The organism is Terribium retamae, from assembly GCF_022347545.1.
In the GTDB taxonomy this organism is placed as follows: Bacteria; Pseudomonadota; Alphaproteobacteria; order Rhizobiales; family Rhizobiaceae; genus Mesorhizobium; species Mesorhizobium retamae.
Genome location: NZ_JAKREW010000025.1, coordinates 39,366 through 65,316, shown reverse-complemented (window position 1 = coordinate 65,316; position 25,951 = coordinate 39,366). Strand labels below are relative to the sequence as shown.

21 protein-coding genes, 1 other RNA gene and 1 pseudogene are annotated in these 25,951 nt (G+C 60.8%); 10 read left to right on the top strand and 13 right to left on the bottom strand.

Translation table 11 applies throughout. The features are described 5' to 3' along the window. Nucleotides 1–7: 7 nt before the first annotated feature. The 4 genes and pseudogenes from L4923_RS21085 to mraZ all read right to left on the bottom strand — a co-directional run bounded on the left by L4923_RS21085 (nt 8) and on the right by mraZ (nt 3,732). Nucleotides 8–1,720 carry a peptidoglycan D,D-transpeptidase FtsI family protein gene (locus L4923_RS21085; protein ID WP_239368772.1) on the bottom strand — a complete coding sequence of 571 codons (1,713 nt, stop codon included), beginning with the start codon at nt 1,718–1,720 and terminating at the stop codon, nt 8–10. A 170-nt stretch (nt 1,721–1,890) separates the two neighbouring features. Then, nucleotides 1,891–2,256: pseudogene (ftsL, locus tag L4923_RS21080) on the bottom strand (cell division protein FtsL); the annotation flags it as partial. 4 nt (nt 2,257–2,260) lie between these two features. Next, nucleotides 2,261–3,277 carry a 16S rRNA (cytosine(1402)-N(4))-methyltransferase RsmH gene (gene rsmH / locus L4923_RS21075; RefSeq protein WP_239368770.1) on the bottom strand — a complete coding sequence of 339 codons (1,017 nt, stop codon included), beginning with the start codon at nt 3,275–3,277 and terminating at the stop codon, nt 2,261–2,263. Then, nucleotides 3,274–3,732 carry a division/cell wall cluster transcriptional repressor MraZ gene (mraZ, locus tag L4923_RS21070; protein ID WP_239368768.1) on the bottom strand — a complete coding sequence of 153 codons (459 nt, stop codon included), beginning with the start codon at nt 3,730–3,732 and terminating at the stop codon, nt 3,274–3,276. Before mraZ ends, rsmH begins: the two co-directional genes overlap by 4 nt. Nucleotides 3,733–4,144: 412 nt before the next feature. On the opposite strand from mraZ, the gene L4923_RS21065 reads away from it, so the two are divergent. Beyond that, nucleotides 4,145–5,260, top strand: a complete 1,116-nt coding sequence (locus L4923_RS21065) for a cystathionine gamma-lyase (RefSeq protein ID WP_239368766.1) — start codon at nt 4,145–4,147, stop codon at nt 5,258–5,260. 195 nt (nt 5,261–5,455) lie between these two features. Here the strand turns inward: L4923_RS21065 and rnpB are convergent. The 6 genes from rnpB to L4923_RS21035 all read right to left on the bottom strand — a co-directional run bounded on the left by rnpB (nt 5,456) and on the right by L4923_RS21035 (nt 10,484). Continuing rightward, an RNA gene (gene rnpB, locus L4923_RS21060) (RNase P RNA component class A) lies at nt 5,456–5,851 on the bottom strand. Nucleotides 5,852–5,914: 63 nt separating this feature from the next. Continuing rightward, the gene (locus tag L4923_RS21055) at nt 5,915–6,751 is read right to left on the bottom strand and encodes a lytic transglycosylase domain-containing protein (protein WP_239368764.1); all 837 of its coding nucleotides are present in this window, start codon (nt 6,749–6,751) and stop codon (nt 5,915–5,917) included. A 184-nt stretch (nt 6,752–6,935) separates the two neighbouring features. Beyond that, nucleotides 6,936–7,700, bottom strand: coding sequence for a peptidoglycan recognition protein family protein (locus tag L4923_RS21050; RefSeq protein ID WP_239368762.1), 765 nt, complete (start codon nt 7,698–7,700; stop codon nt 6,936–6,938). After that, entirely contained in the window at nt 7,697–8,416 is a 720-nt protein-coding gene (locus L4923_RS21045) for a J domain-containing protein (RefSeq protein ID WP_239368760.1), read from the bottom strand. The genes L4923_RS21050 and L4923_RS21045 overlap by 4 nt, the downstream gene beginning before the upstream one ends. A 128-nt stretch (nt 8,417–8,544) precedes the next feature. Next, entirely contained in the window at nt 8,545–9,195 is a 651-nt protein-coding gene (locus L4923_RS21040) for a Vgb family protein (protein ID WP_239368758.1), read from the bottom strand. A 68-nt stretch (nt 9,196–9,263) separates the two neighbouring features. Beyond that, nucleotides 9,264–10,484 (bottom strand): helix-turn-helix domain-containing protein, encoded by a 1,221-nt coding sequence (locus tag L4923_RS21035; protein WP_239368756.1) that lies wholly within the window; start codon nt 10,482–10,484, stop codon nt 9,264–9,266. 85 nt (nt 10,485–10,569) lie between these two features. Between L4923_RS21035 and L4923_RS21030 the strand changes: the two genes are divergently transcribed. Together L4923_RS21030 and L4923_RS21025 are read left to right on the top strand one after the other, a co-directional pair. Beyond that, nucleotides 10,570–11,016, top strand: a complete 447-nt coding sequence (locus L4923_RS21030) for an SRPBCC family protein (RefSeq protein WP_239368754.1) — start codon at nt 10,570–10,572, stop codon at nt 11,014–11,016. Between the two features lie 78 nt (nt 11,017–11,094). Beyond that, nucleotides 11,095–12,333: an MFS transporter gene (locus tag L4923_RS21025; protein ID WP_239368753.1), complete on the top strand. Its 1,239-nt coding sequence runs from the start codon at nt 11,095–11,097 to the stop codon at nt 12,331–12,333. Between the two features lie 107 nt (nt 12,334–12,440). Here L4923_RS21025 and L4923_RS21020 read toward each other — a convergent pair whose 3' ends face one another. Beyond that, a complete protein-coding gene (locus L4923_RS21020) occupies nt 12,441–12,659 on the bottom strand; it encodes a hypothetical protein (protein WP_054308256.1) in 219 nt (72 codons plus the stop codon). Nucleotides 12,660–12,838: 179 nt separating this feature from the next. On the opposite strand from L4923_RS21020, the gene L4923_RS21015 reads away from it, so the two are divergent. From L4923_RS21015 to L4923_RS21005, 3 genes are all read left to right on the top strand, one after another. Further along, on the top strand, nt 12,839–16,489 hold the full coding sequence (locus L4923_RS21015) for a hydantoinase B/oxoprolinase family protein (protein ID WP_239368751.1): 3,651 nt from the start codon (nt 12,839–12,841) through the stop codon (nt 16,487–16,489). A gap of 85 nt (nt 16,490–16,574) precedes the next feature. Then, nucleotides 16,575–17,819, top strand: coding sequence for a BtaA family protein (locus tag L4923_RS21010; RefSeq protein ID WP_239368749.1), 1,245 nt, complete (start codon nt 16,575–16,577; stop codon nt 17,817–17,819). Continuing rightward, the gene (locus tag L4923_RS21005) at nt 17,819–18,478 is read left to right on the top strand and encodes a class I SAM-dependent methyltransferase (RefSeq protein ID WP_239368747.1); all 660 of its coding nucleotides are present in this window, start codon (nt 17,819–17,821) and stop codon (nt 18,476–18,478) included. The genes L4923_RS21010 and L4923_RS21005 overlap by 1 nt, the downstream gene beginning before the upstream one ends. A gap of 96 nt (nt 18,479–18,574) precedes the next feature. On the opposite strand, the gene L4923_RS21000 is transcribed toward L4923_RS21005, so the two are convergent. Beyond that, complete coding sequence (locus L4923_RS21000) at nt 18,575–19,957, bottom strand: serine hydrolase domain-containing protein (RefSeq protein WP_239368745.1); 1,383 nt, start codon at nt 19,955–19,957, stop codon at nt 18,575–18,577. Nucleotides 19,958–20,265: 308 nt separating this feature from the next. Between L4923_RS21000 and L4923_RS20995 the strand changes: the two genes are divergently transcribed. Beyond that, a complete protein-coding gene (locus tag L4923_RS20995) occupies nt 20,266–21,063 on the top strand; it encodes a glycoside hydrolase family 25 protein (RefSeq protein ID WP_239368743.1) in 798 nt (265 codons plus the stop codon). Between the two features lie 82 nt (nt 21,064–21,145). Continuing rightward, complete coding sequence (locus tag L4923_RS20990) at nt 21,146–22,384, top strand: lytic murein transglycosylase (protein WP_239368742.1); 1,239 nt, start codon at nt 21,146–21,148, stop codon at nt 22,382–22,384. Nucleotides 22,385–22,443: 59 nt separating this feature from the next. On the opposite strand, the gene L4923_RS20985 is transcribed toward L4923_RS20990, so the two are convergent. Beyond that, nucleotides 22,444–23,664: an alanine racemase gene (locus tag L4923_RS20985; RefSeq protein WP_239368740.1), complete on the bottom strand. Its 1,221-nt coding sequence runs from the start codon at nt 23,662–23,664 to the stop codon at nt 22,444–22,446. A gap of 201 nt (nt 23,665–23,865) precedes the next feature. Here L4923_RS20985 and L4923_RS20980 point away from each other — a divergent pair, with 201 nt between their 5' ends. Next, nucleotides 23,866–24,801, top strand: coding sequence for a DMT family transporter (locus tag L4923_RS20980; RefSeq protein ID WP_239368738.1), 936 nt, complete (start codon nt 23,866–23,868; stop codon nt 24,799–24,801). A 627-nt stretch (nt 24,802–25,428) separates the two neighbouring features. Continuing rightward, on the top strand, nt 25,429–25,938 hold the full coding sequence (locus tag L4923_RS20975; RefSeq protein ID WP_239368736.1) for a YdeI/OmpD-associated family protein: 510 nt from the start codon (nt 25,429–25,431) through the stop codon (nt 25,936–25,938). Nucleotides 25,939–25,951: the final 13 nt, after the last annotated feature.

The following is a 25,951-nucleotide window of genomic DNA, read 5'->3' as shown; positions in this document are numbered from 1 at the left end:
GAATCACTCAGTATGACACCAGCGTTGCAGCATTTTCTTGGCCGAAATCTGGCTTCACGCCAAGCATTGGCGCCGCGCGGCGAATGATGTTGGCCACCATGGGGGCTGCATTGGAGCCCGCAGTAGCGCCACGGCCGGGCATTTCCGGTTTCGGCTCGTCGATAATGGTCAACACGATATATTGTGGATCGTCCATCGGAAAAGCCGCCACGAAGGCATTGAAGCGGACATCCTTGGAGTAGCGACCGTTGATGACCTTTTCAGCCGTACCGGTCTTGCCGCCGACACGGTAGCCGGGCACGCGAGCGTTCTTGCCGGATCCTTTTTCGGCATTCAGCGTATAGAGATAGCGCATGCCCTCGACGGTCTTCTCGCTGACCACGCGCTTGGCGGCTTCCATTGCCTGATCGGCGGTACGGGCCAGGAATGTCGGCTCGATCAGGAAGCCGCCGTTCATCAGTGCTGCACATCCGACCGCTGTCTGCAGGGGCGTTGTCGAGATGCCGTGGCCGAAGGCCGCAGTGATCGAATGGACCTTTTTCCAGACCCTTGGCTCGGTCGGCTTGGCGACTTCCGGCAATTCGGTCTTCATTTTTTCCAGCAGGCCGAGGCGATGCAGGAACTCGCGGTGGCCTTCGATGCCGACAACGTCTGCTTCCTTGGCGGAGCCGATGTTGGATGAATAGATGAAGACTTCCGGCACACTGAGCACGCGCCCCTTGCCGTGGAAGTCGCGGATGGTCTGGCGGCCGATGGTAATGGGCCTTGAAGCATCGAACTTCGATTCCAGCGTAACTTTGCCGGAATCCAGCGCCATTGCGGTGGTGAAGCTCTTGAAGGTCGAACCCATTTCGTAGAGACCGGCCGACATGCGGTTCAGCCGATCCTTATCCTGGGCGTTGTAGGGATTGTTGGGATCGAAGTCCGGCACCGAAGCCATGGCGACCACTTCACCGGTCTTCACGTTGAACACCACGCCACCGGCCGCGATCGCATGGTATCTCTGCATCGCCTCCGCAACTTCGTTGCGCACGATATGCTGTACGCGCAGATCGATCGACAGTTTGACCGGCTTCAAATCCTTCGCGACCGCAAGACCCGACAACTGCAGGTCAGCCAGACCCTGGTCGTCGATGTATTTCTCCATGCCGGAGATACCCTGATTGTCGATATTGGTCAGGCCGACGATGTAGGAAGCCGTTTCGCCCGCCGGATAGAAGCGGCGCTTTTCCGTGCGGAAACCAATGCCCGGAATACCCAGCTGCATAATTTCGGACTGCTGCTTCGGCGTCAGCTGGCGCTGCAACCAGACGAAACCGGCGCCGCTCTTCAGCTTCTTGTAGGTCTGCTCATAGTCGATTTCCGGCAGCACCGTGGCCAGCTTCTCGATCGCCTCATCGGCGTCGACAATGTGGCGCGGCTCGGCGAACAGCGACGAGGTCTTGATATCGGTGGCCAGTACCTCACCGTTGCGATCGACGATATCGGGGCGCGAAGCCGTCACACGGCTCGGCGGCGGGCCGGAATCGGTCGGTCCCTGGAAGCCAAACCACACCAGTCGGCCGGTGATGGCGACATAGATGGACAGGAACACGGCCATCGTCATGACGACCCGGGTGCGGGTCTTGCCCCCGGTTGCCTTCCGGGCACTGTCCACCACGATCGAGCCGTCTTCGCCACGTCGCGAGCGATTCAGGAGCTTGTTGAGAATGCCGATCATTCGTCAGCTCCGTCCTCGATCTTTTCTGCAATCTTGTCCACGACCGCGACCTTGGTATTGCTGGCCACCTTGTCCTTGGCTGTCGATTTCGGCTTGGCAGCCGCAGCAACCGGCCTCTTTTCGGTCGCCTTCGCCTTGCCGGCAGCCTTCGACTTGTCGGCGCCTGCCTTGTCCTTGGCAATCGAAGCGGTTTTTTCCTTGTCGATCCCTTCTCCACCGCTCTCGGCCATGATGTCCTCGATGGTCAGCGGCGGCTTTTCGGGCAGTTCTTCCAGCCGCACGATCTGGCGCGCATCGGCGTTCTGCAGGCCAAGCTGGTCCTTGTAGAGTTCGGTAAGCCGTTGCAGGCGAGCCGGCTGCGTCAGCAGGCTCCAGTCGGCCTTGAGCAGATCGATCTGGTCTTCCTCGGTGCGGATCTGTGCCTGTATCTTGTAGACTGCAGCCTGCTGCACTTCAGCATCGCGCTTGATCTTGTAGGTCATGGCGGCAGCCGAGACCATCACGGCGATCAGGATGATGTCACTGGTGCGAAACACGTGCTTACCTCTCGCCCGGCAACGCAATGCCGGGAAGCTTTGGAAGACCGAATTGGGCAAGGTCGCCGACGCGGGCTTGCGCGTCGGTACGGATCGCGGCGCGTAACCTGGCAGAACGCGCACGCGGATTCATGGCGAGCTCGGCATCGCCAGGCGTCGTTCCGCCACCCTGCTTGCGGAAGGTTGCCGCGCGTATCTGCGTTTCCGGCATATGGCGAGAGCCTGCGGCCTGCTCGGAGCGATCGGCAATAAACCGTTTGACGATGCGGTCTTCGAGCGAATGGAACGTCACCACAACCAGCCGACCGCCAGGTCTCAGCGCACGTTCGGCAGCAAGCAAAGCCTTTGCCAACTCTCCCAGTTCGTCATTGACGAAAATGCGCAGCGCCTGGAAGACGCGGGTCGCCGGATGGATCTTGTCGCCCGGCTTGCGGCCGATGTGGGTTTCGATGGCATCGGCCAGATCGAGCGTACGTTCGAACGGCTTCTTGGACCGGCGCGCTTCGATCATGCGAGCGATGCGGCCGGAATGGCGTTCTTCACCAAGGAAGCCGAAAATGCGGGCAAGGTCGCCTGATTTGAAAGTGTTTACGACATCGGCAGCGCTCACCCCGCTCTGCGCCATACGCATATCGAGGGGACCGTCGAAGCGAAAGGAAAAGCCGCGTTGGGCCTGGTCGAGCTGCATCGAGGAAACACCGATGTCGAGCACGACGCCGTCAACGGCCTCCGCATGCTGGTCGAGTGTCGAGAACGGCGCATGCACCAGCCTCAACCGTCCGCCCGACTGCCGCTCCAGTTCCCTCCCCGCAGCTATGGCATCCGGATCGCGGTCGACGCCGATGACGGATGCACCGCTCTCCAGGATCGCTTTAGTATAGCCGCCCGCACCAAAAGTGCCGTCGATAACGGTGTCGCCCGGCCGAGGCGCAAGCGCTTCCAGAACCTCGGCGAGGAAGACCGGAATATGGCGGGTCGGTCCGCCGTCGGCATGGAGATCATCGCCGTGGCCCACCGTCATTCCGGCCGCTCCCCTGGCTTCGTTCCCTGCCGAAGATGCAAGAGCCTGGCTCGCGCAGCCGCACCGTAGGCGGCCAGCTTGGCCGGCTCCCATATCTGGAAAAAACTGCCTCTCCCCACGAAGGCCACTTCGGTTGTTATGCCGGTATGTTCGCGAATGAAATCGGTCAACGTGACGCGTCCATCCTGATCCAGCTTCAGGAAGGTGCCGTCGCCATGACAGAAGAAGGACATATCGTCCGCCGTCTGCTGGAACGGATCCTCCAGCGCAATGCGTTGCTCGTAGCGATCGAGCAGGTCGAGCCCGCCGACATCCATCGCCGCCTGATCCAGGCAGCGCAGTGCATAGAGTTCCGAATAGCCGCGTTTCTGCAGAACCGTACGAAAATGCGCCGGTACGGAGACGCGCCCTTTGGCGTCGATCCGGTTCACCGCATTTGACAAAAAACGGTCCATGACACATCGCAGCCGCTTGCGCCGCCGCACCCTCCGACTTCCTCGTTGCCATGCCGCCGCGGCACCGCCCCTTCACCAAGCTCTGAACTTCCGACAGAGCGAAAATCGACGAATGCGCAGCCGCCGCGACTGGCCGTTCGGCGCACGCTTCACCCTGACACGAAACGAAAGCTTGATTAGTGAAATGGGATATCATGGGGCATCATGGGCGTCAACGGGAGCAGGCTACACAAACCCCTTTGCAGGCGACATTGCAGGCACTGCCGCGTTTATCCTCCATTAAGCCTAACGAAGTGTTTAAGGGGCGGTTGGCTCTTGCCCCGACGGGGTGCTGGACCTAGCGTCAAAATTGCTCCCCGAAGCAAGATCGTTGCAGCTCCTGCCTTGTCCAAAGCCCATTCCGAGATCCGCCATGTCCGAATCCCCCTCCTCTCGCGCCGCCGGGCTCCTTCATTTGAGGCGCGGGGGTCTTTCCAGAGGTGATGCCATCCCGCTCCCGCTGACAATGGCTTCGATTTTCCACGCGCCTGGCGATTCGACCGGCTTCCATCAATATGGACGCTTCTCCAATCCGACGTGGGATGGGACGGAAGAGATGTTGTCGCGCCTGGAAAACGCTCCGACTCTTGCCTTCCCTTCGGGGATGGCCGCGATTTCAGCGGTGTTCTTCGCGCTTTTGAGGGCCGGCGATCACATCCTTCTGCCATCCGACGGCTACCACACGACGCGCATCCTGGCCGACCGCTTTCTCGGCGCCTTCGGCGTGAGTTTCGACACCCGCCCGACCGCTTCCTTCCTCGACGGCGGTTTCGACGGCTACAGACTTGTGTTCGTGGAAAGCCCGTCCAACCCGACGCTGGACATCTGCGATCTCGCCGCGGCAGCCGAAGCGATCCACAAGGCTGGCGGGCTGCTTGTTGTCGACAACACCACCATGACGCCCTTTGGACAGCGCCCGCTCGACCTTGGTGCCGATATCGTCGTTGCCGCCGATACCAAGGCGCCAAACGGCCATTCCGACGTATTGGCCGGCCATGTCGCCAGCCGCAACGAGAGCGTGATGGCGGCAGTAAGGGAATGGCGCACCACTTCAGGCAGCATTTCGAGCCCGTTCGATGCATGGCTTTTGCATCGCGGCTTGGAAACGCTAGAGGTGCGCTTCGACCGCATGTGCACAACCGCCGAACGGATCGCACCGCGCATCAAGGCGCATCCGGCCGTCAGATCCATCCGGTTTCCAGGACTGGTTGGCGACCCCTCTCACAATTTGGCCAGCACGCAGATGGAACGCTTTGGCTTCCTGATCAGCTTCGAGCTGGATTCCGAAGAAAAAGCCGAGGACTTCATCAACGGCTGCGAGTTGATGGCCGCCGCAACCTCCTTTGGTGGCGTGCATACTTCTGCGGAGCGGCGAACAAAACGTGGCGATGCCGTGCCGCCCGGCTTCGTGCGGCTGGCCGTTGGCTGCGAACCGGCCGAAGAGCTGTGGGCAGCAATCAAGAACTCGCTGGATAGGCAATTGCCTTAGTCATCGGACTTCGTGCGCAGAACCGATCTCCGCGAGCCCACCTGGGGCGTTTCCGTTTTTACGGAAACGCTCCGAGGTTTTGTTTTCGCCGCATTTTTGTAACGCCAAGTGACTCCACTTGGCTACAAAATGCTCTAGCAACACGTTGACTCAAACTCCGCGCCGATGGCGCGAAGCCGCTGAATTCTGAAGAAAAATGCCAGCCGGCCTGTAAGCCGGGTTCTGTATGGCCCCGCTCCTTGCGAAGCGGAACGTGGCGGCCATTCATCTTGGACGCATGTTGCCATGCGCCTCACGCAACCTACCCGGGCGGTGGGCCGGAAACAGCCCTGAGAGTTTCCCCTCGCACCGCCCCTATTCGGTTTTGCTCCCGGTGGGGTTTGCCGTGCCGCTTCCGTTGCCGGTCGCGCGGTGGGCTCTTACCCCACCCTTTCACCCTTGCCGCGGAAAACCGCGGCGGTTTGCTTTCTGTGGCACTTTCCCTGGGGTCGCCCCCGCCGGCCATTAGCCGGCACCGTGTCTCCATGGAGCCCGGACTTTCCTCACCCGCAGCCTTTCGGCTCTCGCTGGTGCGGCCGCCCGGCCAGCTGGCAGGCGTATAAAGGCTTTCGCGGTCGAAAAGGCAAGAGGACGCGATCGACCGCTTCAAACCGGTTAGCCCGCAGCGCCGATCTGCGCCACCACCTTGCGGCAGTAGGCAGACGAGATCGGGTTCATGCGCTTGGCGCCGTGGCCGGCATTGTATTTGAGAATGGTACCGCACGTGGTGCCACCACCGAGATCCCGGGCCATTCCAAGGTACTTCATGCCATATTTGATGTTGGTCTCGGGATTATGCAAACCCTTGGCGGAGCCGTTGTAACCCATCATGCGCGCCGTGGCCGGCTTGATCTGCATCAGGCCGATCTCGCCGGCGCGGCCGACCATGCCCGGCCGGTAATTGCTCTCGATCTTGATCACCGCATGGGCCAGCGACACGGGCACGCCGTAGGCGGCAGCATAACGCGACACGATGGTGGAATAGCGAGAACCGTCACCCGAGGTGCTCGGCCGTGCGACGCCTGAAGCGATAGAGGCAGTGGTGACCGTATCATAGACCACCTTGGTCTTGACCTTGGCCGTTTTGGTGCCTTTTTTGGCCTTCTCGGTCGTTACCGCCTTGACGGCTGCCGGCTTGGCGGTCGTTACGGCGTTGGCCGCTGCTGGCTTGGCGGCTTTCGAGCATCCAAACAGATAAGGGCAAGGTTCTACAGTCGATTTGATACCTGCCTTGGTGACCTTGGCAGTTGCGGCAACTTTGGCCTTCTTACCAACCTTCGCGGTGCCCGTGGTCTTAGTCGTCTTCATGGCCGGCGTGGTGGCTACAGCCCGCGTCACGACCGGAGAGCCCTGATCAACTCTTGGACTAGCTGCGAAGCTTTCCTGTGAAGCGAAGGCAAAAGAAATCACGCCGGCAGCAACGGCTGCCGCTACAACGAACGGTTTCTGCATGTGGTCCTGTTTTTCTTGGCCGCACGAAGAACTTCGCGCAGCATCCTACGATGGATGCCGGACTAGACTTCCATTTGTCCTGCATCGGTGTGGATTTGCGTTTGGAGCCCGATTTGGCGGCAATGAAGGCCGCACAATTCAATTCATGTTACAGAATGTAATATTAAACGCCGGATAAAAATATTCAGTCAAGACTTGCCGTGGCGGAAGCAACCAGACGCCGCAACGTCCGCAGGGTCGACCCATCCGCAATACCATCAACCAGGCGGGGGCGAAAATGGCGCTGGAAAGCCTCAACGACAATGCGCGTCAACGGATCGAAAACGCCGGTGATTTCAATACCATAGCCATAAAGCGCAAGCAGTGACTGCAACTGCTCGACATTCCCGCCGACATCGCCTTCCTGAAGAACGGGCCCTTTTCGAACCGGCGATGCCGCCACCCAATGACCAACACCAGCGGCGCACAGCACCTTCCAGGGGAACTTTTCACCAGGATCGACCTTGCGACCGGGTGCCACATCCGAATGGGCTAAAATCCGCTCCGACACGATACCGTGACGAGAGACGATATCGGCAGTAAGCGCTATGACTGCCTCGATCTGTCGCTTGGGGAAAGGCCGATAGCCGAGTGTATGGCCGGGATTGACGACCTCGATACCGACAGAAGCCGAATTAAGGTCAGTCTGGCCGCGCCACGAACTCTTCCCCGCGTGCCAAGCCCTGTCGCTTTCGCGCACCATTTGTACGATGCGGCCATCCTCATGCACCAGGTAATGTGCAGAGACCTCGCTGGCAGGATTGCACAGCCACGCTTCGGCACCGGCGCCTGTTTCCATGCCCGTATAATGCAGCACCACCATGTCAGGACGAAACGGACCGCGACGCGGCCCGAAATTCGGCGACACCCTGACCTCGGCTCCTGCGTGATCGGGCGAAAAGCCGCTCATGCGGGGGCCAGATCCCGCTCGATCATCTCATACGCGGCATTGATCGCGGCAACACGTGTCGTGGCGATCTTGATGAATTCCTGCGGCAGGCCGCGAGCGATGACCTTGTCGGGGTGGTTCTCGGCGACCAGTTTGCGGTAGCGCCTCTTGACCTCATCGAACGGGCGACCCCGCTCGATGCCAAGCACGACATAAGGATCATCCGCGCCTAGATGCACGTGGCGGGCAAGGATCGTCTTGTAGTGTGCTTCTTCGATCCGGAAGATTTCGGAAACCCGGTGCAGGAACTGCCCTTCCCGCTCATGCAGCACACCGTCGGCAGTGGCGATGTGGAAAAGGCCGTCGAGGATATCCTCCAACATCATGCAATTGGCATGGCCGGACCCGCAGAGATTGGCGAGCTTTTCAGCATAGGCTTCAAAACCCGCAACATCGCGCTTGGCGAGATCATAGAGCCGGGCGACATTGTGCGTTTCTTCCTGCGGCACCTCAAAGATCTCGCGAAAGGCGCGGATTTCGTCCTGGGTGACAACACCGTCGGCCTTGGCCATCTTGGCTGAAAGCGCGATCATCGCAACCGAGAAGGAAACGCGCCTGCGCAATTCGGCATCACCGGAAAAAACCGTGCGCACGGCCTCGACCACCTCGGCTATACCAGCCGAGGCAGAGGTTGAAACTCGGGCGATGAAATCGCCGATGCGGTCCCAAATCGACATGCGCCCCTCTTAGAACCAAGCACGTGGCGCTATCAAGGCATGATCGCGCTACGTACCCGCGCTGGAACCAATCGACACAATAGATTGGTTCAAAGGAGAAACGAGCCGAGGGTCGAAAGGTTGCCGGTTCAAGCCTGCTGTGTCGCGATGTCGCGACGAGGCCGTCGCACGGCCCGGAGTTTGCCGCTCTTGCCGCCACCGCAGAAAAACGTGTCGTGGCCGTCGGATTCGAGTCCGGAGACACCCATTCCATCCGGCATGGTCAACTCCTCCAAAACCTCCCCGGTGCGCGGATCGATGCGTCGCAACTCGCTTTCGTCGCCCTGCCAGGTTCCATGCCAAAGCTCGCCATCCACCCAGGTAACGCCTGTGACGAAACGGTTGGAATCGATCGAACGCAGGATTTTGCCGGTTTCAGGGTCGATCTGATGGATCTTCTGGGCACGGTACTCCCCGACCCAGAGTGAGCCTTCCGCCCAGGCCATGCCGGAATCGCCACCATTGCCGGGCGCCGGAATCGTGGCGAGCACCTTGCCGGTTTTCGGGTCGATCTTATGAATCTGAGCCTCGGCGATCTGGTAGATGTTTTCGCCGTCGAAAGCAGTCCCGGCATGAGCGACCATGTCGATCGTACGGACAGGCTCGCCGCTTTTGGGATCGAGCGCATTCAGCTTGTCGCCGGTGGCGAACCACACATTCTCGCCATCGAAGGTCACACCATGAACGTCGTTCGAAAAGGGACCATACTCGCGAAGGATCTCGGCTGGAGTGGGTTTCATGGGTCTATCCTTGCTTGGGGTTGAGCCACACGCGCAATGCGGCGCAGCTGTTGTCATCGGCAAAGAGCCTAACCGCTTGGCAGAGGTCCGGGGAGTAACAAGGTTGTCGGGAAGCCCGGGACCGATGGCGTCACCCAGCGCAGCGCTCGCCCGCGCCCGAACGACTGCACCTTGCCGGCGGCCGAAAGCTGTTCCAACGCCCGCTGCACCGTACGCGGGCTGGCATCCAATGCTATGGCCAGTGCCGAACTCGACCACGCCTCCCCATCAGCCAGGAAAGCAAGTACCGCCGCATGTTCTTCCTCGACCAAGGGCGCCAGCACCACAGCATCACTCCTGCGACGCGGCTCCAGCTTGAACCCCCCGCTCGTGGCGCTGATGTCCGCAAGTCCACGCAGTTCCGCGCGCAGCCGGCCAATTTCAACCCTCAGCCGCGCCCTGTGCGATTCGTCCGCATGTTTGGCGCCGAAGGCCCGGGAGAGTAGCTTTTCCCGCGAGACGTCGCCGGGCCATGCTTCTGCCAGCGTGCGGGCAAGTGCGAGCAGCACCGGCCGTGTCGCCAGAGAAACCACCGTGTTTCCGCCCCGCACCACATTGCGACAGGCATCCACCACGAATGTCCCCGTCGTGAACAGCTCCTCGACTTCCTCGAGCAGCAGCGGGCGCGCCTTGCCTTTCATGATGAGACGCGCGGCAGGGGTGTCGATCACCAGCGCAGCACTTTCCACTTCTGTTCCCAACGCCGGGATCCCAGCTTGTTGAGCAGCCTGCCACGCCCGCATCAGCGCCCTGCGCGCTTCCTTGATGTGCAGGCGCCGGATCGCAATCCCGGCAACGGCAAGCTGAAGCGTGCTCCGCAGGGGCGGCGGCAAGAGCGTAGGAGCAAGGTCTGCGATGAAGCTTTCAGCTTCGTCGAGGCGACCGATCAGCAGGAGACGTCGAATTTGAAGCGTACGCGCATGCGCGGCGTTCGCGTGATCGCCATGCGCTTCCAGCGTCACGCGGGCACTGTCAAGCGCCTTGACCGGCCAGGTGAGATCGCGCGAGACGAGCGCGATTTCGGCTTCAGCGACAATGCAGCGAGCGCGCGCCACGGCTTCTTTCGGGCCGAACGCACGCGCTGCGCTCTTTAGAAGCGCCTTGGCGCGAACGAGGTCGCCGAGTTGCGCCATCGCGATACCGCGCAACGCGAGTGCGGCCGCATCGTCGCGCAAGGCGACCCGCTTCAGCGCGCCGAGGGGATCACCGCGCGCAAGCGCCTGTCCTGCAGCCGTGATCAGTGAGTCCATCGGAATCCCGTCACACTTGTCACTCTCGCCCTTCGGCTCCCGCCACTACGGTCTGCAATGACATCAACGCACGAGGAATACCACAATGACCAACGGCTACATCACCGCCACGATCCTGGTGGATCAGTCCACGAACGAAGCCTTCGAAGCGATCAACCGGCCACGTGACTGGTGGGGCAAGAACATCGAAGGTTCAACCGACATCCTCAACGGCGAGTGGACCTATCGCTACGGTGATATCCACTACAGCAGGCATAGAACGACGGAACTCGTCCCGGGCCGTAAGGTCGTCTGGCATGTACTCGATTCCGAGATCACGATCCTCGAGGACCAAGAGGAGTGGAAGGACACGGAGATCGTATTCGACATCTCCAGAAAAGGCGACAAGACGGAAATCCGCTTCACCCATGTCGGCCTGGTTCCGGGAGCCGAATGTTACGATCTTTGCAACGAAGCCTGGACCAGCCTCATCAACAACCATCTGCGCGAGTTGATCGAAACAGGCAAAGCGCGATCCTACACCGCTGAATAGGCACGCAGAAGTTCAAGCGCGGCTCGGCGTCTCCATTCACGCGGCCGGCTGTCCCCGCATTCCCTGTAGGAAATTTCAATGTCTACACCCGAGACACAAAATGCATATCGATGGTTCATCGTTGCAATCGGTGCACTGATGACCTGCGTGACCATCGGCGCTATGTTTTCGCTGGCCGTGTTCATGCCGCACATCTCCTCCGCAACCGGATGGTCCCGTACCGGCATTTCCAGCGCGATGACGCTCAATTTCCTGGTGATGGGGGCTTCCAGCTTCGGCTGGGGCACGCTCTCCGACCGTTTCGGTGCTCGCCCCGTGGTACTGATCGGCTCCGTCCTGCTCGGCGTCGTCCTGGTCCTAGCCAGCCGCACAACGAGCCTGCTCGCGTTCCAGCTTGCTTACGGCATCGGCGTCGGTTTGGCAGGAGGCGCCTTCTTCGCGCCTATGATGGCGGCGGTGACCGGCTGGTTCGACAAACATCGCGGTCTCGCGGTTTCCTTGGTTTCCGCGGGTGTCGGCGTAGCGCCCGCCACCATATCGCCTTTCGCGGCATGGCTGCTCTCCAACTACGATTGGCGAACCGCAATGATGACGATCGGGTTGCTCGCTAGCGTGATCCTTCTTCCTGCAGCGCTCTTTGTCAGAAATGCCAAGCCAGCACCGTCCAGCAAATCGGTCTCGGCAGGTGGCGCGTCGGTTTCTGTCGGCCTGAGTGAAAACCAGCTGTCGAAGGCCTTTCGATCACCGCAGTTCGCACTTCTGGCCGGCGCCTATTTCTTATGCTGCGCAGCGCATTCGGGCCCGATCTTCCACATCATGAGCTACGCCATTACCTGTGGAATTTCCGCGATGGCCGCCGTCAGCATCTATAGCGTCGAAGGCATCGCAGGCCTCGGCGGTCGTCTCTTGTTTGGCGTCGCGGCCGACCGTTTCGGTGCGAAACGCGCATTGGTCGTGGGCCTGCTCGTCCAGGCTCTCGTGATTGCGGCTTACCTCTCCGCCAATGCACTCACCACCTTCTATATGCTCGCCGTCATCTTCGGCGCAGCCTATGGCGGGGTGATGCCGCTCTATGCAGTTCTGGCGCGGGAATATTTCGGCCAGCAGGTCATGGGATCCGTACTAGGCGCCCTCACCATGGCTTCCAGCTTCGGCATGGCGCTCGGTCCAATGGCTGGCGGCTGGATCTTTGACCGTTTCGACGTCTATGACTGGCTCTTCATCGGCTCGTCGATCATCGGTATCGCGGCGTTCCTGATCGCACTTGCTTTCCCACCCTTCACGTCGGCACAGCGCCAACAGCCGGTGGCGACTTAGGCTGCGAATGCTTCAACGAAAAAGCGAATGCTTCAACGAAGAAAGGCCGGGGCTTGCCCCGGCCTTTCCGATTCATGGACTGACGCCGCAGCCCTAGTGCAGCCGTGTTATTGCGCCGGCGCCGTGGAATTCGGCTGTGCCGGCTTCGTGGTATCGGCCGGCGGCTGTGCCTCAGGCGTAGCCGGTTTCATCGGCTCAGAGGCTGGCGGTGTCGCTTGCGTCGTGGTGTTGTCGGTGCCTCCGGTACCCCCGCCTTTATTTTCACTGCAGGCAGCAACGCCAAGCAAAAGCAGCGCGGAAACCGAGGCCAGAACGAGTTTTTTCATCGCTATTCTCCTTCGCAACTTCACCCCCTGTGAAGGGCGGCACAAAGGAAATGCAGCAACCGGACAACAGTTTCGTCACATTGCGTGTCGGCCTGTAACAGCGTTCCGACCGCATTGAGCCGTTGCCGGCCTCGACCTTCGGCACTAACAGGAAAGACACCGCATCGAAAGGATGATCGATGAGCATGAAATGGGATTTCTGGATCGACCGCGGCGGTACCTTTACCGACATCATCGGGCGCTCTCCCGACGGCACACTGACGCCGTTGAAGCTGCTGTCCGAAAATCCGGAGGCTTATCCGGATGCCGCCATCCACGGCATCCGAACCCTGCTCGGCACCAGAGCCGGCGAACCGATCACTTCAGGTTTGGTCGGGGAAGTTCGCATGGGCACCACGGTCGCCACCAACGCGCTTTTGGAGCGCAAGGGTGACAGGGTTTTGCTGTTGATCACCAAAGGTTTCCGCGACGCGCTTCGCATCGCCTATCAGGCCCGACCCGATATCTTCGCGAAGGAAATCCTGCTGCCTGAACAGCTCTACGAGCGCGTCGTGGAAGTGCCCGAGCGCGTGCGCGCCGACGGTTGCGCAGAACGATTGCTGGACATTGCGGCCATCAAGCCGGAGATCGAACAAGCAAAAGCAGACGGCATTGACGCCGTCGCCATCGTCTTCATGCATGCATGGAAATATCCCGAACATGAAAAGGCTGTGGCAAACGTCTGCCGGAAGGCGGGCTTTTCGCAAGTCTCTGTGAGCCATGAAGTGTCGCCGCTGATCAAGCTGGTCGGCCGCGGCGACACCACCGTCGTCGACGCCTATCTCTCGCCGATCCTGTCGCGATACGTGCAACACGTGGCTGCAGAATTAGGCTCCGTTCCGCCCGATGGCGATGAGCATTTGGCCGAAGGTCCGAGACTGATGTTCATGATGTCGTCTGGTGGCCTCACGGCTGCCGACAAGTTCCAGGGCAAGGACGCGCTGCTGTCCGGCCCTGCCGGAGGCGTCGTCGGCATGGTCGAGACGGCGAAGCTGGCCGGTTTCGACAAGGTCATCGGCTTCGACATGGGCGGCACCTCGACCGACGTTGCTCACTATGACGGTGACTATGAGCGCGCCTTCGACACCGAAGTGGCCGGTGTTCGGGTACGCGCACCGATGATGCGCATCCACACCGTTGCCGCCGGCGGCGGTTCGGTGCTGCAATTCGAAGCCGGCCGTTTTCGCGTCGGCCCGGATTCGGCCGGCGCCAACCCCGGTCCTGCCTGCTATCGTCGTGGCGGTCCACTTGCCGTCACCGACGCCAATGTCATGCTTGGCAAGCTGCAGCCGGATTTCTTCCCCTCTATCTTCGGTCCGAACCACGATCAGCCGCTCGATACGGCAACGGTGCACACGAAATTCGAAGCTCTGGCTGCCGAAACCGGCGACGGTCGCTCGCCTGAGGCGGTGGCCGAAGGTTTCGTCACCATTGCCGTCGAGAACATGGCCAACGCCATCAAGAAGATCTCAGTCCAGCGCGGCTACGACGTGACAGGCTATCTGCTGAACTGCTTCGGCGGTGCCGGAGGCCAACACGCCTGCCTCGTCGCCGACGCGCTTGGCATGGAGGCAGTGCTCATCCACCCCTATTCCGGCCTGCTTTCCGCCTACGGCATTGGGCTCGCGGCAATCTTCGCGACACGACAGCAAGCCCTTCTGGAGCCTTTGGCCGATCGATCTTTGCCTGCGATCGAAGAGATTATCGCCACACTTTCCAAAGACGTGCGCGACGAATTGACGATGCAAGGCGTCGCCGAGAAGGACATCGCGACGCGCCCTGTGCTTCATGTGCGCTACGACGGCTCCGACACGACACTACCCGTTCCCTTTGACGATCATTCGGTTGCAGCCGTCAAAGCGGCTTTCGAGACCGCGCATAAATCGCAGTTCGGCTTCGTCTACGACAACAAGCAACTTGTCGTGGAAACCGTAGCGGTGGAAGGCAGCAATGAGAGCGCTGGCCGGTATGAAGAAGCCTTTGCTCCTTCCGCTCCCCCTCGCAACAGCACAGACGCACCGGAAAAGCGGCGCATCTTTTCGGAAGGGCAATGGCACGAAGCCAATGTCTGGCGTCGCGAATCGCTACATCCGTCGGACAGTGTTTCCGGGCCGGCACTCATCGTCGAGCCAAACCAGACCATCGTCATCGAAAACGGCTGGCAGGCCGAGATTACGATGCGCAACCACGTGCTCTTGCGCCGAACCGCGAAGAAGCAGCGCAAGGCAGCCCTTGGTACGGCGGCCGATCCGGTCATGCTCGAAGTGTTCAACAACCTGTTCATGTCGATTGCCGAGCAGATGGGCGTGACGCTGCAGAACACTGCCTATTCGGTCAACATCAAGGAACGGCTCGACTTTTCCTGCGCCGTTTTTGACAGCGACGGTGCGCTGGTGGCCAACGCCCCGCATATGCCGGTGCATTTGGGATCCATGGATCGCTCCGTCGAGACCGTCATCCGCCTCAACGCCGGCGATATCAGTCCCGGCGACGTCTTCGCCCTTAACGCTCCCTACAATGGCGGGACCCACCTGCCCGATATCACCGTCGTCACACCGGTGTTCGACGATGCCCAGGAGAACATCCTGTTCTGGGTCGCCTCGCGCGGTCACCATGCAGATGTTGGCGGCACGGCGCCCGGCTCGATGACGCCGCTTGCCACGACTGTGGACGAAGAAGGTGTCCTGTTCGACAATTTCCGCCTCGTCGAACGTGGTCGCTTCAGGGATGTCGAGCTTGTGCGTCTGCTGACAGACCATCCCTATCCGGCACGCAACCCGTCTCAGAACGTTGCCGACCTCAAGGCACAGATCGCCGCCAACGAAAAGGGCGTCGCCGAACTGCGCAAGATGGTAGCGCATTTCGGCCTGCCGGTTGTCGAAGCCTATATGGGACACGTCCAGGACAACGCCGCCGAAAGCGTGCGCCGCGTACTCGAGCGTTTGCCCGACACGTCGGCTTATGAATATCCGACCGACACAGGCCAGATGATCAGGGTGAAGATCAGCGTCGACCGTGCGCAGCGGGAGGCAACCGTCGATTTCACCGGCACGTCGCCGGTCATGAAGAACAACTTCAATGCACCGGAACCGGTCGCACGCGCAGCTGTGCTCTATGCCTTCCGTGTGATGGTCGAAGACAATATTCCGATGAATGCCGGTTGCCTGAGGCCCATAAACATCATCATCCCCGAAGGCTCGATGCTGAAGCCGTCCTACCCTGCTGCCGTTGTTGCCGGCAATGTTGAGACCTCGCAGCATGTGACCAATGCGCTGTTCGGCGCCATGGGCGCGATGGCCAATGCACAAGGGACGATGAACAACCTCACCTTCGGCAACGACCGTCACCAATATTACGAGACGATCTGTTCGGGCTCGCCTGCGGGGCGCATGAATGATGGGCGCGGTTTTTCCGGCACCTCGGGCGTGCATACCCATATGACCAACTCGCGCCTGACTGACCCGGAAATTCTGGAACTGCGCTTTCCAGTGCTCTTGGAGGACTTTCGCATCCGCGAAAACTCCGGCGGCAAAGGACGCTGGAACGCCGGCGACGGCACGCGCCGCTCGATCCGCTTCCTGGAAAAGATGGAATGCGCGATCCTGTCGTCTCACCGTGCCCGCCCACCGCAAGGCCTAGAGAGCGGCGGGGACGGCGAGGTGGGCAGCACCAAGGTGCGCCGCCTCGACGGCAGCGTCGATGTGCTCAAGGCTTGTGATCAGACGGTTCTGCAAGCCGGCGAAGTGGTGATTGTCACCACGCCGACGCCGGGCGGTTTCGGCAAGGCCTAGCTCCTTCATCAACCGCTGCTGTCACCGCACTGTCATGACGCTGCGCTACGCGCTTCGCCCAACGTAAACGGGGAATCGCCTTGCCATGTCGGACGTCTCTGCGGAACTGGTTTTCAGGCGCGGCAAGGAAGTGGGAAAAGCGGTCTACCAGAACCGAGCTTTCTCCAAGGCAGGCATCTCGGAACGGCTGTTCGCCCTGCTTTTTTCGGGTCTCGTCTATCCGCAGATCTGGGAAGATCCTGAGATCGACATGGAAGCGATGCAGCTGGGTGAAGATCACCGCGTCGTCACCATCGCATCCGGCGGCTGCAATATCCTCGCCTATCTCACCCGCTCTCCGGCAAGGATCGACGCTGTCGACCTCAACGCCGCCCATATCGCGCTGAACCGTATGAAACTTGCGGCCGTACGCCATCTGCCGAGCCAGGCCGATCTGTTCCGCTTCTTTGGCGCAGCCGGCGTCGAGCACAATTCAGCCGCCTACGATCGCTTCATCGCCCCCAATCTCGATCCGGTCAGCCGCCACTACTGGGAAAAGCGCAACTGGCGCGGCCGCCGTCGCATCGAGGTGTTCGATCGCAACTTCTATCGTACCGGCCTGCTTGGCCTGTTCATCGCCGCCGGGCATCGGACCGGACGCCTTTTCGGCGTCAACCCGACCGGCATCATGGCTGCCAGGGATCTCGCCGAGCAGCGGCGTTTTTTCGACGAGAAACTGGCGCCGGTGTTCGACCGCAAGCTCCTGCGTTGGGCCACGTCGCGGAAGGCTTCGCTGTTCGGGCTGGGCATCCCGCCGGCGCAATATGATTCACTGATCACCTCCGGTGACGGTTCGATGGCCAGCGTGCTGAAGGCCCGTCTTGAGAAGCTCGCCTGCGACTTTCCGTTGAAAGACAACTACTTCGCCTGGCAGGCTTTTGCGCGGCGTTACCCCAATCCGGGTGAAGCCGCCCTTCCCGCCTATCTAGAGAAAGATAACCACCCGGTCCTCAAGGCCAATGTCGATCGCGTCACCATCAACCACGCCAACATGATCGAATTCCTGGCCGGCAAGGATGCCGGCACCGTAGACCGTTTCATCCTACTCGATGCACAGGACTGGATGACCGACGATCAGTTGAACGCGCTTTGGACGGAGATCACACGCAGCGCAGCACCCGGTGCACGTGTTATTTTCCGCACCGCCGCCGAGCCGAGCTTGTTACCGGGCCGTGTCTCGCCTTCGCTGCTCGACCAGTGGCTCTACGAGAAAGACGCTTCACGCGACTATTCTGCACGCGACCGTTCGGCGATCTATGGCGGCTTCCACCTTTATGTGAAGCGCGGCTGATGAGTGCCCAGGGCCTGCCGGCAAATCATGCCGCTTTGATGGACGGCGTTTACCGCTGGCAGCGGCACGTCTACGACCTGACCCGCAAATATTACCTGCTCGGTCGCGACAAGCTGATTTCAGGCCTCGATATCCCGGCCGGCGGCTCTGTTCTGGAACTCGGCTGCGGCACCGGCCGCAATCTGGCGCTGACCGCGCGGCGCTACCCCGATGCCCGCCTCTATGGCCTCGACATCTCTGCCGAGATGCTTGTGAGCGCTCGGGCCGCGATCGCTCGCGAAGGCATTGCCGGCAGGACCAGCCTCGCCCGCGCAGACGCAACCGACTTTGACGCCCTGGCACTCTTCGGTGTCGCTCACTTCGACCGCATCTTCGTTTCCTATTCCCTTTCGATGATCCCGGGCTGGGAAAAGACTGTGGCTGCCGGCCTCGCCGCGCTGGCGCCGGGCGGCTCGCTTCATGTCGTCGACTTTGGCCAGCAAGAGCGCCTGCCGAACTGGTTCCGCTCGCTGCTGAGCGCTTGGCTGAGAAAATTCCACGTCAGTCCGCGTGAATCGTTGCGCGAAGTGCTTGAATCGGAATCCGCCAGATCCGGCGCAAGCCTCTCATTCGAAAGGCTTTATCGCGGCTACGCCTGGCTGGCCGTGGTACGCCGTTAGAGCGTTTCCGTGTTCCACGGAAACGCTCTAACTCCGGTCTCACGCAATTCCGGACGGGAACCGTTGCACAATTTCCCGGAATTGCTTTAGCTCGCCCTACTTCAATGCCTTCGCCAATGCCGCAACCAGATTCTGCGGACGATAGCCGAGTTTGAAAGGTGTCAGCCCCAGTCGCACGATAACGAGTTTCTGCGATGGGATGATAGCAACCGTCTGGCCGTCATGCCCTTCCAGCCAATAGGCGTCCGTCGGCACGCCAGCCTTGGCTGTGGCACCGGGATCGTGCTCATTGCCGGGAGCCTCGATCCAAAGTTGCCCGCGGGTATAGACGTTGTTGGACGCCGGCGCAGGCTCTCGCATCCAGGATACGAACCCTGCCGGCAGGATTTCCTGGCCGTTCCACGCTCCGTCCTGCAACAGGAACTGGCCGAAGCGGGCCCAGTCACGCGCAGTGGCATAGAGGTAGGACGAGCCGACGAAGGTGCCCTGTTCGTCGGTCTCCATTACGGCGCTGGTCATGCCGACCGGTTCGAACAGTTTCAGCCGCGGCCAGGTCAACGCCTGCTTGGGATCGGCGAAAGTGTTCTGCCAGATGCGCGACAGCATCACCGCCGTGCCGCTGGAGTAGGAGTAAGCCTTGCCGGGTTCGCCCGACAGCTGCTTTGCCGAGGCAAAGGCGGCCATATCAGGCTCCAGGTAAAGCATGCGGGTGACGTCAGTGACGTCGCCATAATCCTCGTTGAATTCCAACCCGCTCGACATCGCCATCATGTCGGCCAGCGTGATGGCCGAGCGCTTGTCGGCCTTCCAGTCCGGGAATAGCCCTTGATCGGCGATGGCAAGCTTGCCTTCCTTGACCAATGTACCGACGATCGCGGCATTGACCGATTTGGTCATCGACCAGCCGAGCAACGGCGTCTTGTCCGAGAAACCCTCGCCGTAGCGTTCGCCCACGATGCGGCCATTCTGTACCACCACCACGGCACGCATGCCGGGACCGGTCAGCAAGGCATCGTCGAGTATCTTGACGATTTCAGGATCCTGCGAGGGCTCGGCGCGGCTCCCTTCTGGCCACAGCACATCCGGCACCACAGGCGGAACGAAAAGGTCGGTCGAAATCGTCTTGGCCGCGGTCACATCGCCATCTGGCACATTTGCACAGCCGAGTCCCGGTCGCAGCACTGCCGTACCCTTGCCGAAGATGCCGAACAAACCCGCACTTACGGTACCGGCGTCCTTGTCGACATCGAGCGTCATCAGCTTCAAGATCGGATGACCTGGAGCCTGCACGTCCACTGCCAGCACCTGCTCCGCCTCTCGCCCCGCCAGGAAAACATTCGAACACACGATCTTGGCTGTGTAGTTGGCGGCAACGCGGATGAGAGCCGGCGGCGCCATCCATAGCCAGATCATGACGCCGACAACAGCGACGACGATCAGCCCCAGCAGCCATTTCAGGATTTTGCCTATGACGCGCATGCACAGCCTCCCCGCCGCACTGTCTGCGCCCAATCTGCCGCGAGTGCCGGCTCCGCTGCAACTGGATATGTTGCGGCGCCAACAGCTTACCTCGTCTTCACAGAACCGTGAGCCCGGCCCTCCGCGATTGCGTCTGCCCTTTGTATAAGCCATCACAACCTTGCGTATTCGCCCGTATCAACGGATTATCAACCATGTTGGATGATTGAGTGGGATGCGTGGCGCAGTGGGGGCACCGCAACCGGCGAACAACCGGACAGAACGACCCATCCGCGACCGGCGGTCACCGGTCTGGACTTGAATTCCGGATGCGTCGTCTCGCGATCCTGCTCTCTTTGGCTGTCCTGTCTGCCTGCTCGACCGTCGACGCCCTCTCGCCTGTCTCACCAGGCGATAGTGGTTCAGCCGTCGCCGTCCGCGCGCCACGCTTTGCCGACTCCGATCCGCATGAATGGGACAGCGGCGCGCCCTGGACATATGCCGTGCATGGCACGGATGTTTCCAAATACCAGACGTCGGTGGACTGGCAGAAGGCGAAGGCCAGCGGAGTTTCCTTCGCTTTCATCAAGGCGACCGAAGGCGGCGACCGCGTCGACGACATGTTCGCCAATCATTGGCGCGGCACCAACGCCGCAGGCATCCCGCGCGCAGCCTATCATTTCTACTATTTCTGCCGCCCCGCAGCGGAACAGGCACGCTGGTTCATCGAAAACGTGCCGAATGAGCGCTCCTCCATGCCGCCGGTGCTCGACATGGAGTGGAATCCGCAATCACCGACTTGCAAGCTCAGACCGCCGGCTGAAACAGTGCGTCGGGAAATGGCCATCTTCCTCAAGATGGTCGAAAAACATTACGGCAAGAAGCCGATCATCTACACCTCGGTCGACTTCTTCGACGACAACAACTTGTCGACCTTCCGCGGTTACCCCTATTGGCTGCGGTCGGTGGCCGGGCACCCAACGCAGAAATACGGCAGCCACCCCTTCACCTTCTGGCAATACACCGGAACCGGCGTCATTCCCGGCATGAAGGGCAACGCCGATATCAACGTCTTCAATGGCTCCGAGGCCGCGTGGAACAAGTGGCTGCGGCAGAACACCCGTTGACAGGGCGGCCCCAGCCTGCTTTTCGACACTGACTTTCGCCGGTCTTTGTACCGCGCCATGAAATCAGTCCGAAAGGAAGACCATGCGACTGCGCTCCAGCCTCATCGCGGCGCTGCTGCCGGTATTGGTGGCGACCTCTGCCATGGCGCAGCAATCCGCGCCCGCAGATCAACAACCCGCCGCTACACCGGCGCTCGATCCGACTGCTGCGCCCTGCGGCGGCGATTTCGATGCCTGGAAGCAAGGGGTCGCGGATGAAGCCAGGGCCGCCGGTGTCGGCGAAGCGGGTTTGGACGCGCTGGCGGCCGCAACCTTCGACACCCGCGTTCTGGCACGCGATCGCGCCCAGGGCGTGTTTTCGCAGACCTTCACGCAATTTTCCGGCCGCATGATCTCGGCCTATCGGCTGAAGCAAGGAACCACCATGCTCCAGAAGTATGGTTCGGTCTTCGCCCGCGCTCAGCAGGAATTCGGCGTACAGCCAGCCATCGTCACTGCTTTCTGGGCGCTCGAAACTGATTTCGGAGCCGTGCAGGGCGACTTCAACACGCTCAATGCCCTCGTTACGCTCTCGAACGACTGCCGCCGTCCCGCAGTGTTCCGTCGCCAGATCGTACCGCTGCTCAAGCTGATCGACCGCGGCGACCTGCCTGCCGACGTCAAGGGCGCTTGGGCTGGCGAGATCGGCCAGACCCAGATGCTGCCGATCGATTACCTGGAAGACAGCGTCGACGGAGACGGCGACGGCAAGGTGGACCTGCGCAACAGCGCACCCGATGTCATCATGACAACCGCAAAGAAGCTGCAGCTGAAGGGCTGGAAGCGAGATCAACCCTGGGTGCAGGAAGTCCGCTTGCCCGACACCCTGCCCTGGGAGCAGACGGCACGTACCAACAAGATGGCGATCAGCCAGTGGAACCAGTGGGGTGTCACCAACCCCGACGGCTCTCCGCTTGTCGACAACGGCCTCAAAGCCGGTCTTGCCTTGCCGATGGGACGCAAGGGCCCGGCCTTCCTGACCTATGACAATTTCGACGTCTACATCGAGTGGAATCAGTCCTTCACCTATGCGCTTACCGCAGCGGTGATGGCGACCCGTTTCGCCGGCGCTCCGACCTATGACCCGCGCAATCCGGAGCCAGGCCTCAGCATCGAGCAGATGAAGGAGCTGCAGACCAAACTGGAAGCCAGGGGCTACGACGTCGGCAAGGTCGACGGCATTCTCGGCACAAACACACGCGATGCCGTGCGCAAGGAACAGGTCCGGCTCGGCATCCCCGCCGATGGCTGGCCGACGCCGGAGTTGCTGGGGAAGTTGTAGGAAAGGATTGGAGATCAGGGCAATTGATACCTGCCCTACTGCCTTATTCCCCTACTGCCCTAATCCGCCATCGTCTCCAGGCTGGCAAAGCCCTGCGGCGCGTCACCCTCGTCGAAGGGCGTCGTCACTTCCACGAATGTATCGGGGTAGAAACCGTTGAAACGGGTCCTGAGCGAAAGCGAATAGGCGCCGATATGGCCGATCTCGATCCAATCGCCCGTATCCACGGTTTCCGGCAACCAGAACGGTCGCGACAGGATGTCGACGGAATCGCAAGTCGCCCCGCAGACCTTGAACGGCACGATGTTCTTTTCCGAGCCGTTTCGTGAACGGATGGCTGGATCGGGAATAAAACGAGCCGGCAGAGTGATCTTGCCGGTCCACGAATCGGACAACGACGCCCAGATGCCGTCATTGATGTAGAGCCGCCTGCCCTTGCGCAGAAGCACGCGCACGATCAGCGAGAGGCAGCGCGCCACGATGACACGACCAGGTTCTGCAACCAAGGGCATCTGGTCGAAACCATATTCCTTGAGATCGCCGGAGAGCCTGGACATGATCTGGCCAAGCGACGGCATTTCTACATGCTTGCGGTTGGGATCGTGCCCGTATTCGGCCGGGAAGCCGCCGCCGACATCGAGACCGGCCAGGTCGAAGGAGAGCCGGTTGCGCACCCAGTCGGCTGAGGCCAAGGCCCGCTCATAGGTATCGGGATCTTCGATCTGGCTGCCGACATGGAAACACAGCCCGACCTTGTAGCCGGTCCGCGCCAGCCGCTCCGCCAGTTCCACCGCATTGGCCGGGCCGGCGCCGAACTTCTTGGATAGCTCGTAGGCGGCATGACCCTTGGTTTGCACGCGCACGAAAACGGTGATCGCACCAGGGTCGATGTCGAGTGCGCGCACCACGCGCGTCAGCTTGGTGATCTCGTCCTCATGGTCGATGGCGACGACGCGGATGCCGTATTTTTCCAGCGCTAGCCTGATATCCGACTGCGCCTTGATCGGATGCATGTAGAGCATTTCCGCATCCGCAGAGACGGCTCGTACGGCAGCGAACTCGCCCGGCGATGCCACGTCGAAGGCCGTGACACCGGCTTCAGCCAGCGCCTTCAACACGATCTGCTCACCATTGGTCTTCACCGCATAGGCGGTCTTGCCGGGAAACATGTCCATGAATTGGCGCGCGTCAGCTTTCAGCACTTGCGGGCGGAAGCAATAGACCGGGTCGTCTGGACGGAGAGCGAGGGCTGCCTCGCGGGCATTTTCGAATCGCTGCATGAGGCGAATCCCTTTCTCGGTATGCGCACTTAAACCTCACTAGCCGGGAAAGAAAACAGGAACGTGTCCATTCGTTTCGCCCGACGAACCGACTGGCAGCTCTTTCTGAGCTTTGTGCCCCGACAGGATTCGGGTGGCGGCCTGCTCGAGAGTCGCTAGTCTCACAAAGTGGCCAAACAGCCCCTGGGGACGGGAATCGCTATGAGTATCGCTACCCAAACCGTCCAGACCGGACCGATGAGCCTCAGGGACTGGGGCCAGCTTTTATTGCTCGGCGCGATCTGGGGCGGCTCCTTCTTCTTCGCCCGCATCGCGGTTGCGGAGATGCACCCGCTGGCACTGGTACTGTTTCGCGTGGCGATCGCGGCGGCGGCCTTGCACGTCTATCTCCTGCTGCGCGGACCATCGTTCCGATTGGCGTTGCCGCATGTCGGCCTGTTCTTCCTGTTGGCGCTCACCAACAACGTCATCCCGTTTTCGCTGATTTTTGCGGGCCAGACCGAGCTCGGCGCCGGCATTGCCTCGGTGCTGAACGCAACGACGCCGTTCTGGACGCTGATCGTTGCCAACGTCATGACCGCCGACGAGAAGCTGTCCTGGAACAAACTCGCAGGCATCGGTCTCGGCATCGCCGGCACGGCCGCCATGGTCGGTCCTGGCGTTCTTGCCGGCCTCGGCGGGCCGGTATGGCCGAAATTCGCGCTGATCGGTGCTTCGCTTTCCTATGCCTTCGCGCTGATGGTTGCCCGGCAACTGAAGAGTGTGCCACCTCCAGTGCTGGCGACCGGCCAGTTGACCGCCTCGACCGTCATCATGATCCCAGTCGTCCTTTCGGCGACGGGCGCCGGCGGCCTGTTGTCAGCCAGCACGCCGGTCTGGGCAGCGGTCTTCGCGCTTGCATTGGTCTCTACGGCCTTCGCCTACATCCTCTATTTTAACCTTGTCGCTTCGGCCGGCGCGACCAACGCTTCGCTGGTGACGCTGGTCGTACCGGTCAGCGCCATTCTGCTCGGCATCGCTTTCCTCGGCGAACGCATCCAGACATTCGAGCTCTTTGGCATGCTGCTGATCGGGCTCGGCCTAGTCACCATTGATGGGCGCCTTTTCTCGCGCCGGCCAAGATTGTCCAAAAATTGACCGGAGCGAGAAGAAACACCGAGCCGGACGCACACTCGACAAACGGGTTTCGCGCTGAGGCGACTTGTCGGTTGCAATGCGGGATCGTCCGCTTCTCGGAGGGTCTCGGGACACCTTTCAGCCACAATTTATACACAGCGGGGACGTCTGCGTTTCGCCAAGGAATTCAAGGCATAGCGGCAAGATCGAGGTCGGAATTTCTAAAGGTTTGTCGCATTGCAGCACATTTTCTCCTTGTGTGTGACCGAAATGCTTCTAGACTCGGTCCATAGTTTTCCAGAGAGGAGGCTATGTCATGGGACTTACGAGGCCACTCAACGCTCTGATGATTTGTGCTGCGTTTGCTTTTATCGGCGCCCTCATTGTGGGCGTTCTTCCATAAGGCCGCCGAAGCGGGGGAAGACAGCACCATATAGTTCAAACCATTGAAAAGGCCGGGGAAACCCGGCCTTTTCCTATTCCGGACTTTTGCATTCGCCCCAGCTGCACCCTATAGTCGCCGGGGCGTTGGGGGCAGGATTACGAACGATGCGAATCGACAAATCCAGTACCCGAAGCGATGTGCAAACCCTTTCCCCAGCCAATCGCACCGAGTGGCGAGATTGGCTGGAAGCGAATGGCAGCGCGATGACTGGCGTAAAGCTAGTCATCCATCACAAAACCAGCGAAACGCCCGGTGTTCATTTCCACGAGGCGATTGAAGAGGCGCTTTGCTACGGCTGGACAGAAGACAAGGCGACGAAGCGCGACAATGACAGCTTCTATCTCATCTTCCGGCCGCGCCCTTCCGACAGCCTGTGGGATCGCATCAACCGCGAGCGGGCTGAAAAGCTGATCGATCACGGCCGCATGCGCGAAGCCGGCCTTGCCGCGATCCGGCGGGCCAGAGGCGCCGGCAAATGGGACACGCCAGGCGGCACGGCCCCAATCGCGCTGCCTTCCGATCTCCAGAAGGAATTCGACGAAAATCGTGTCGCCTACCGCAACTTCGAGCGCCTGCCGCCTCCATCGAGGACGCTGATCGTGCATTGGATCGACTACGCCATTCAGCCCGAAGTAAGGCGCCATCGCATCGAACAGGCCATTGCGCTTGCGGAGAGCAATGCGAGTGTCAGCAGAGCTCCGGCCGACCTCTGAACCGCTCCGGGCG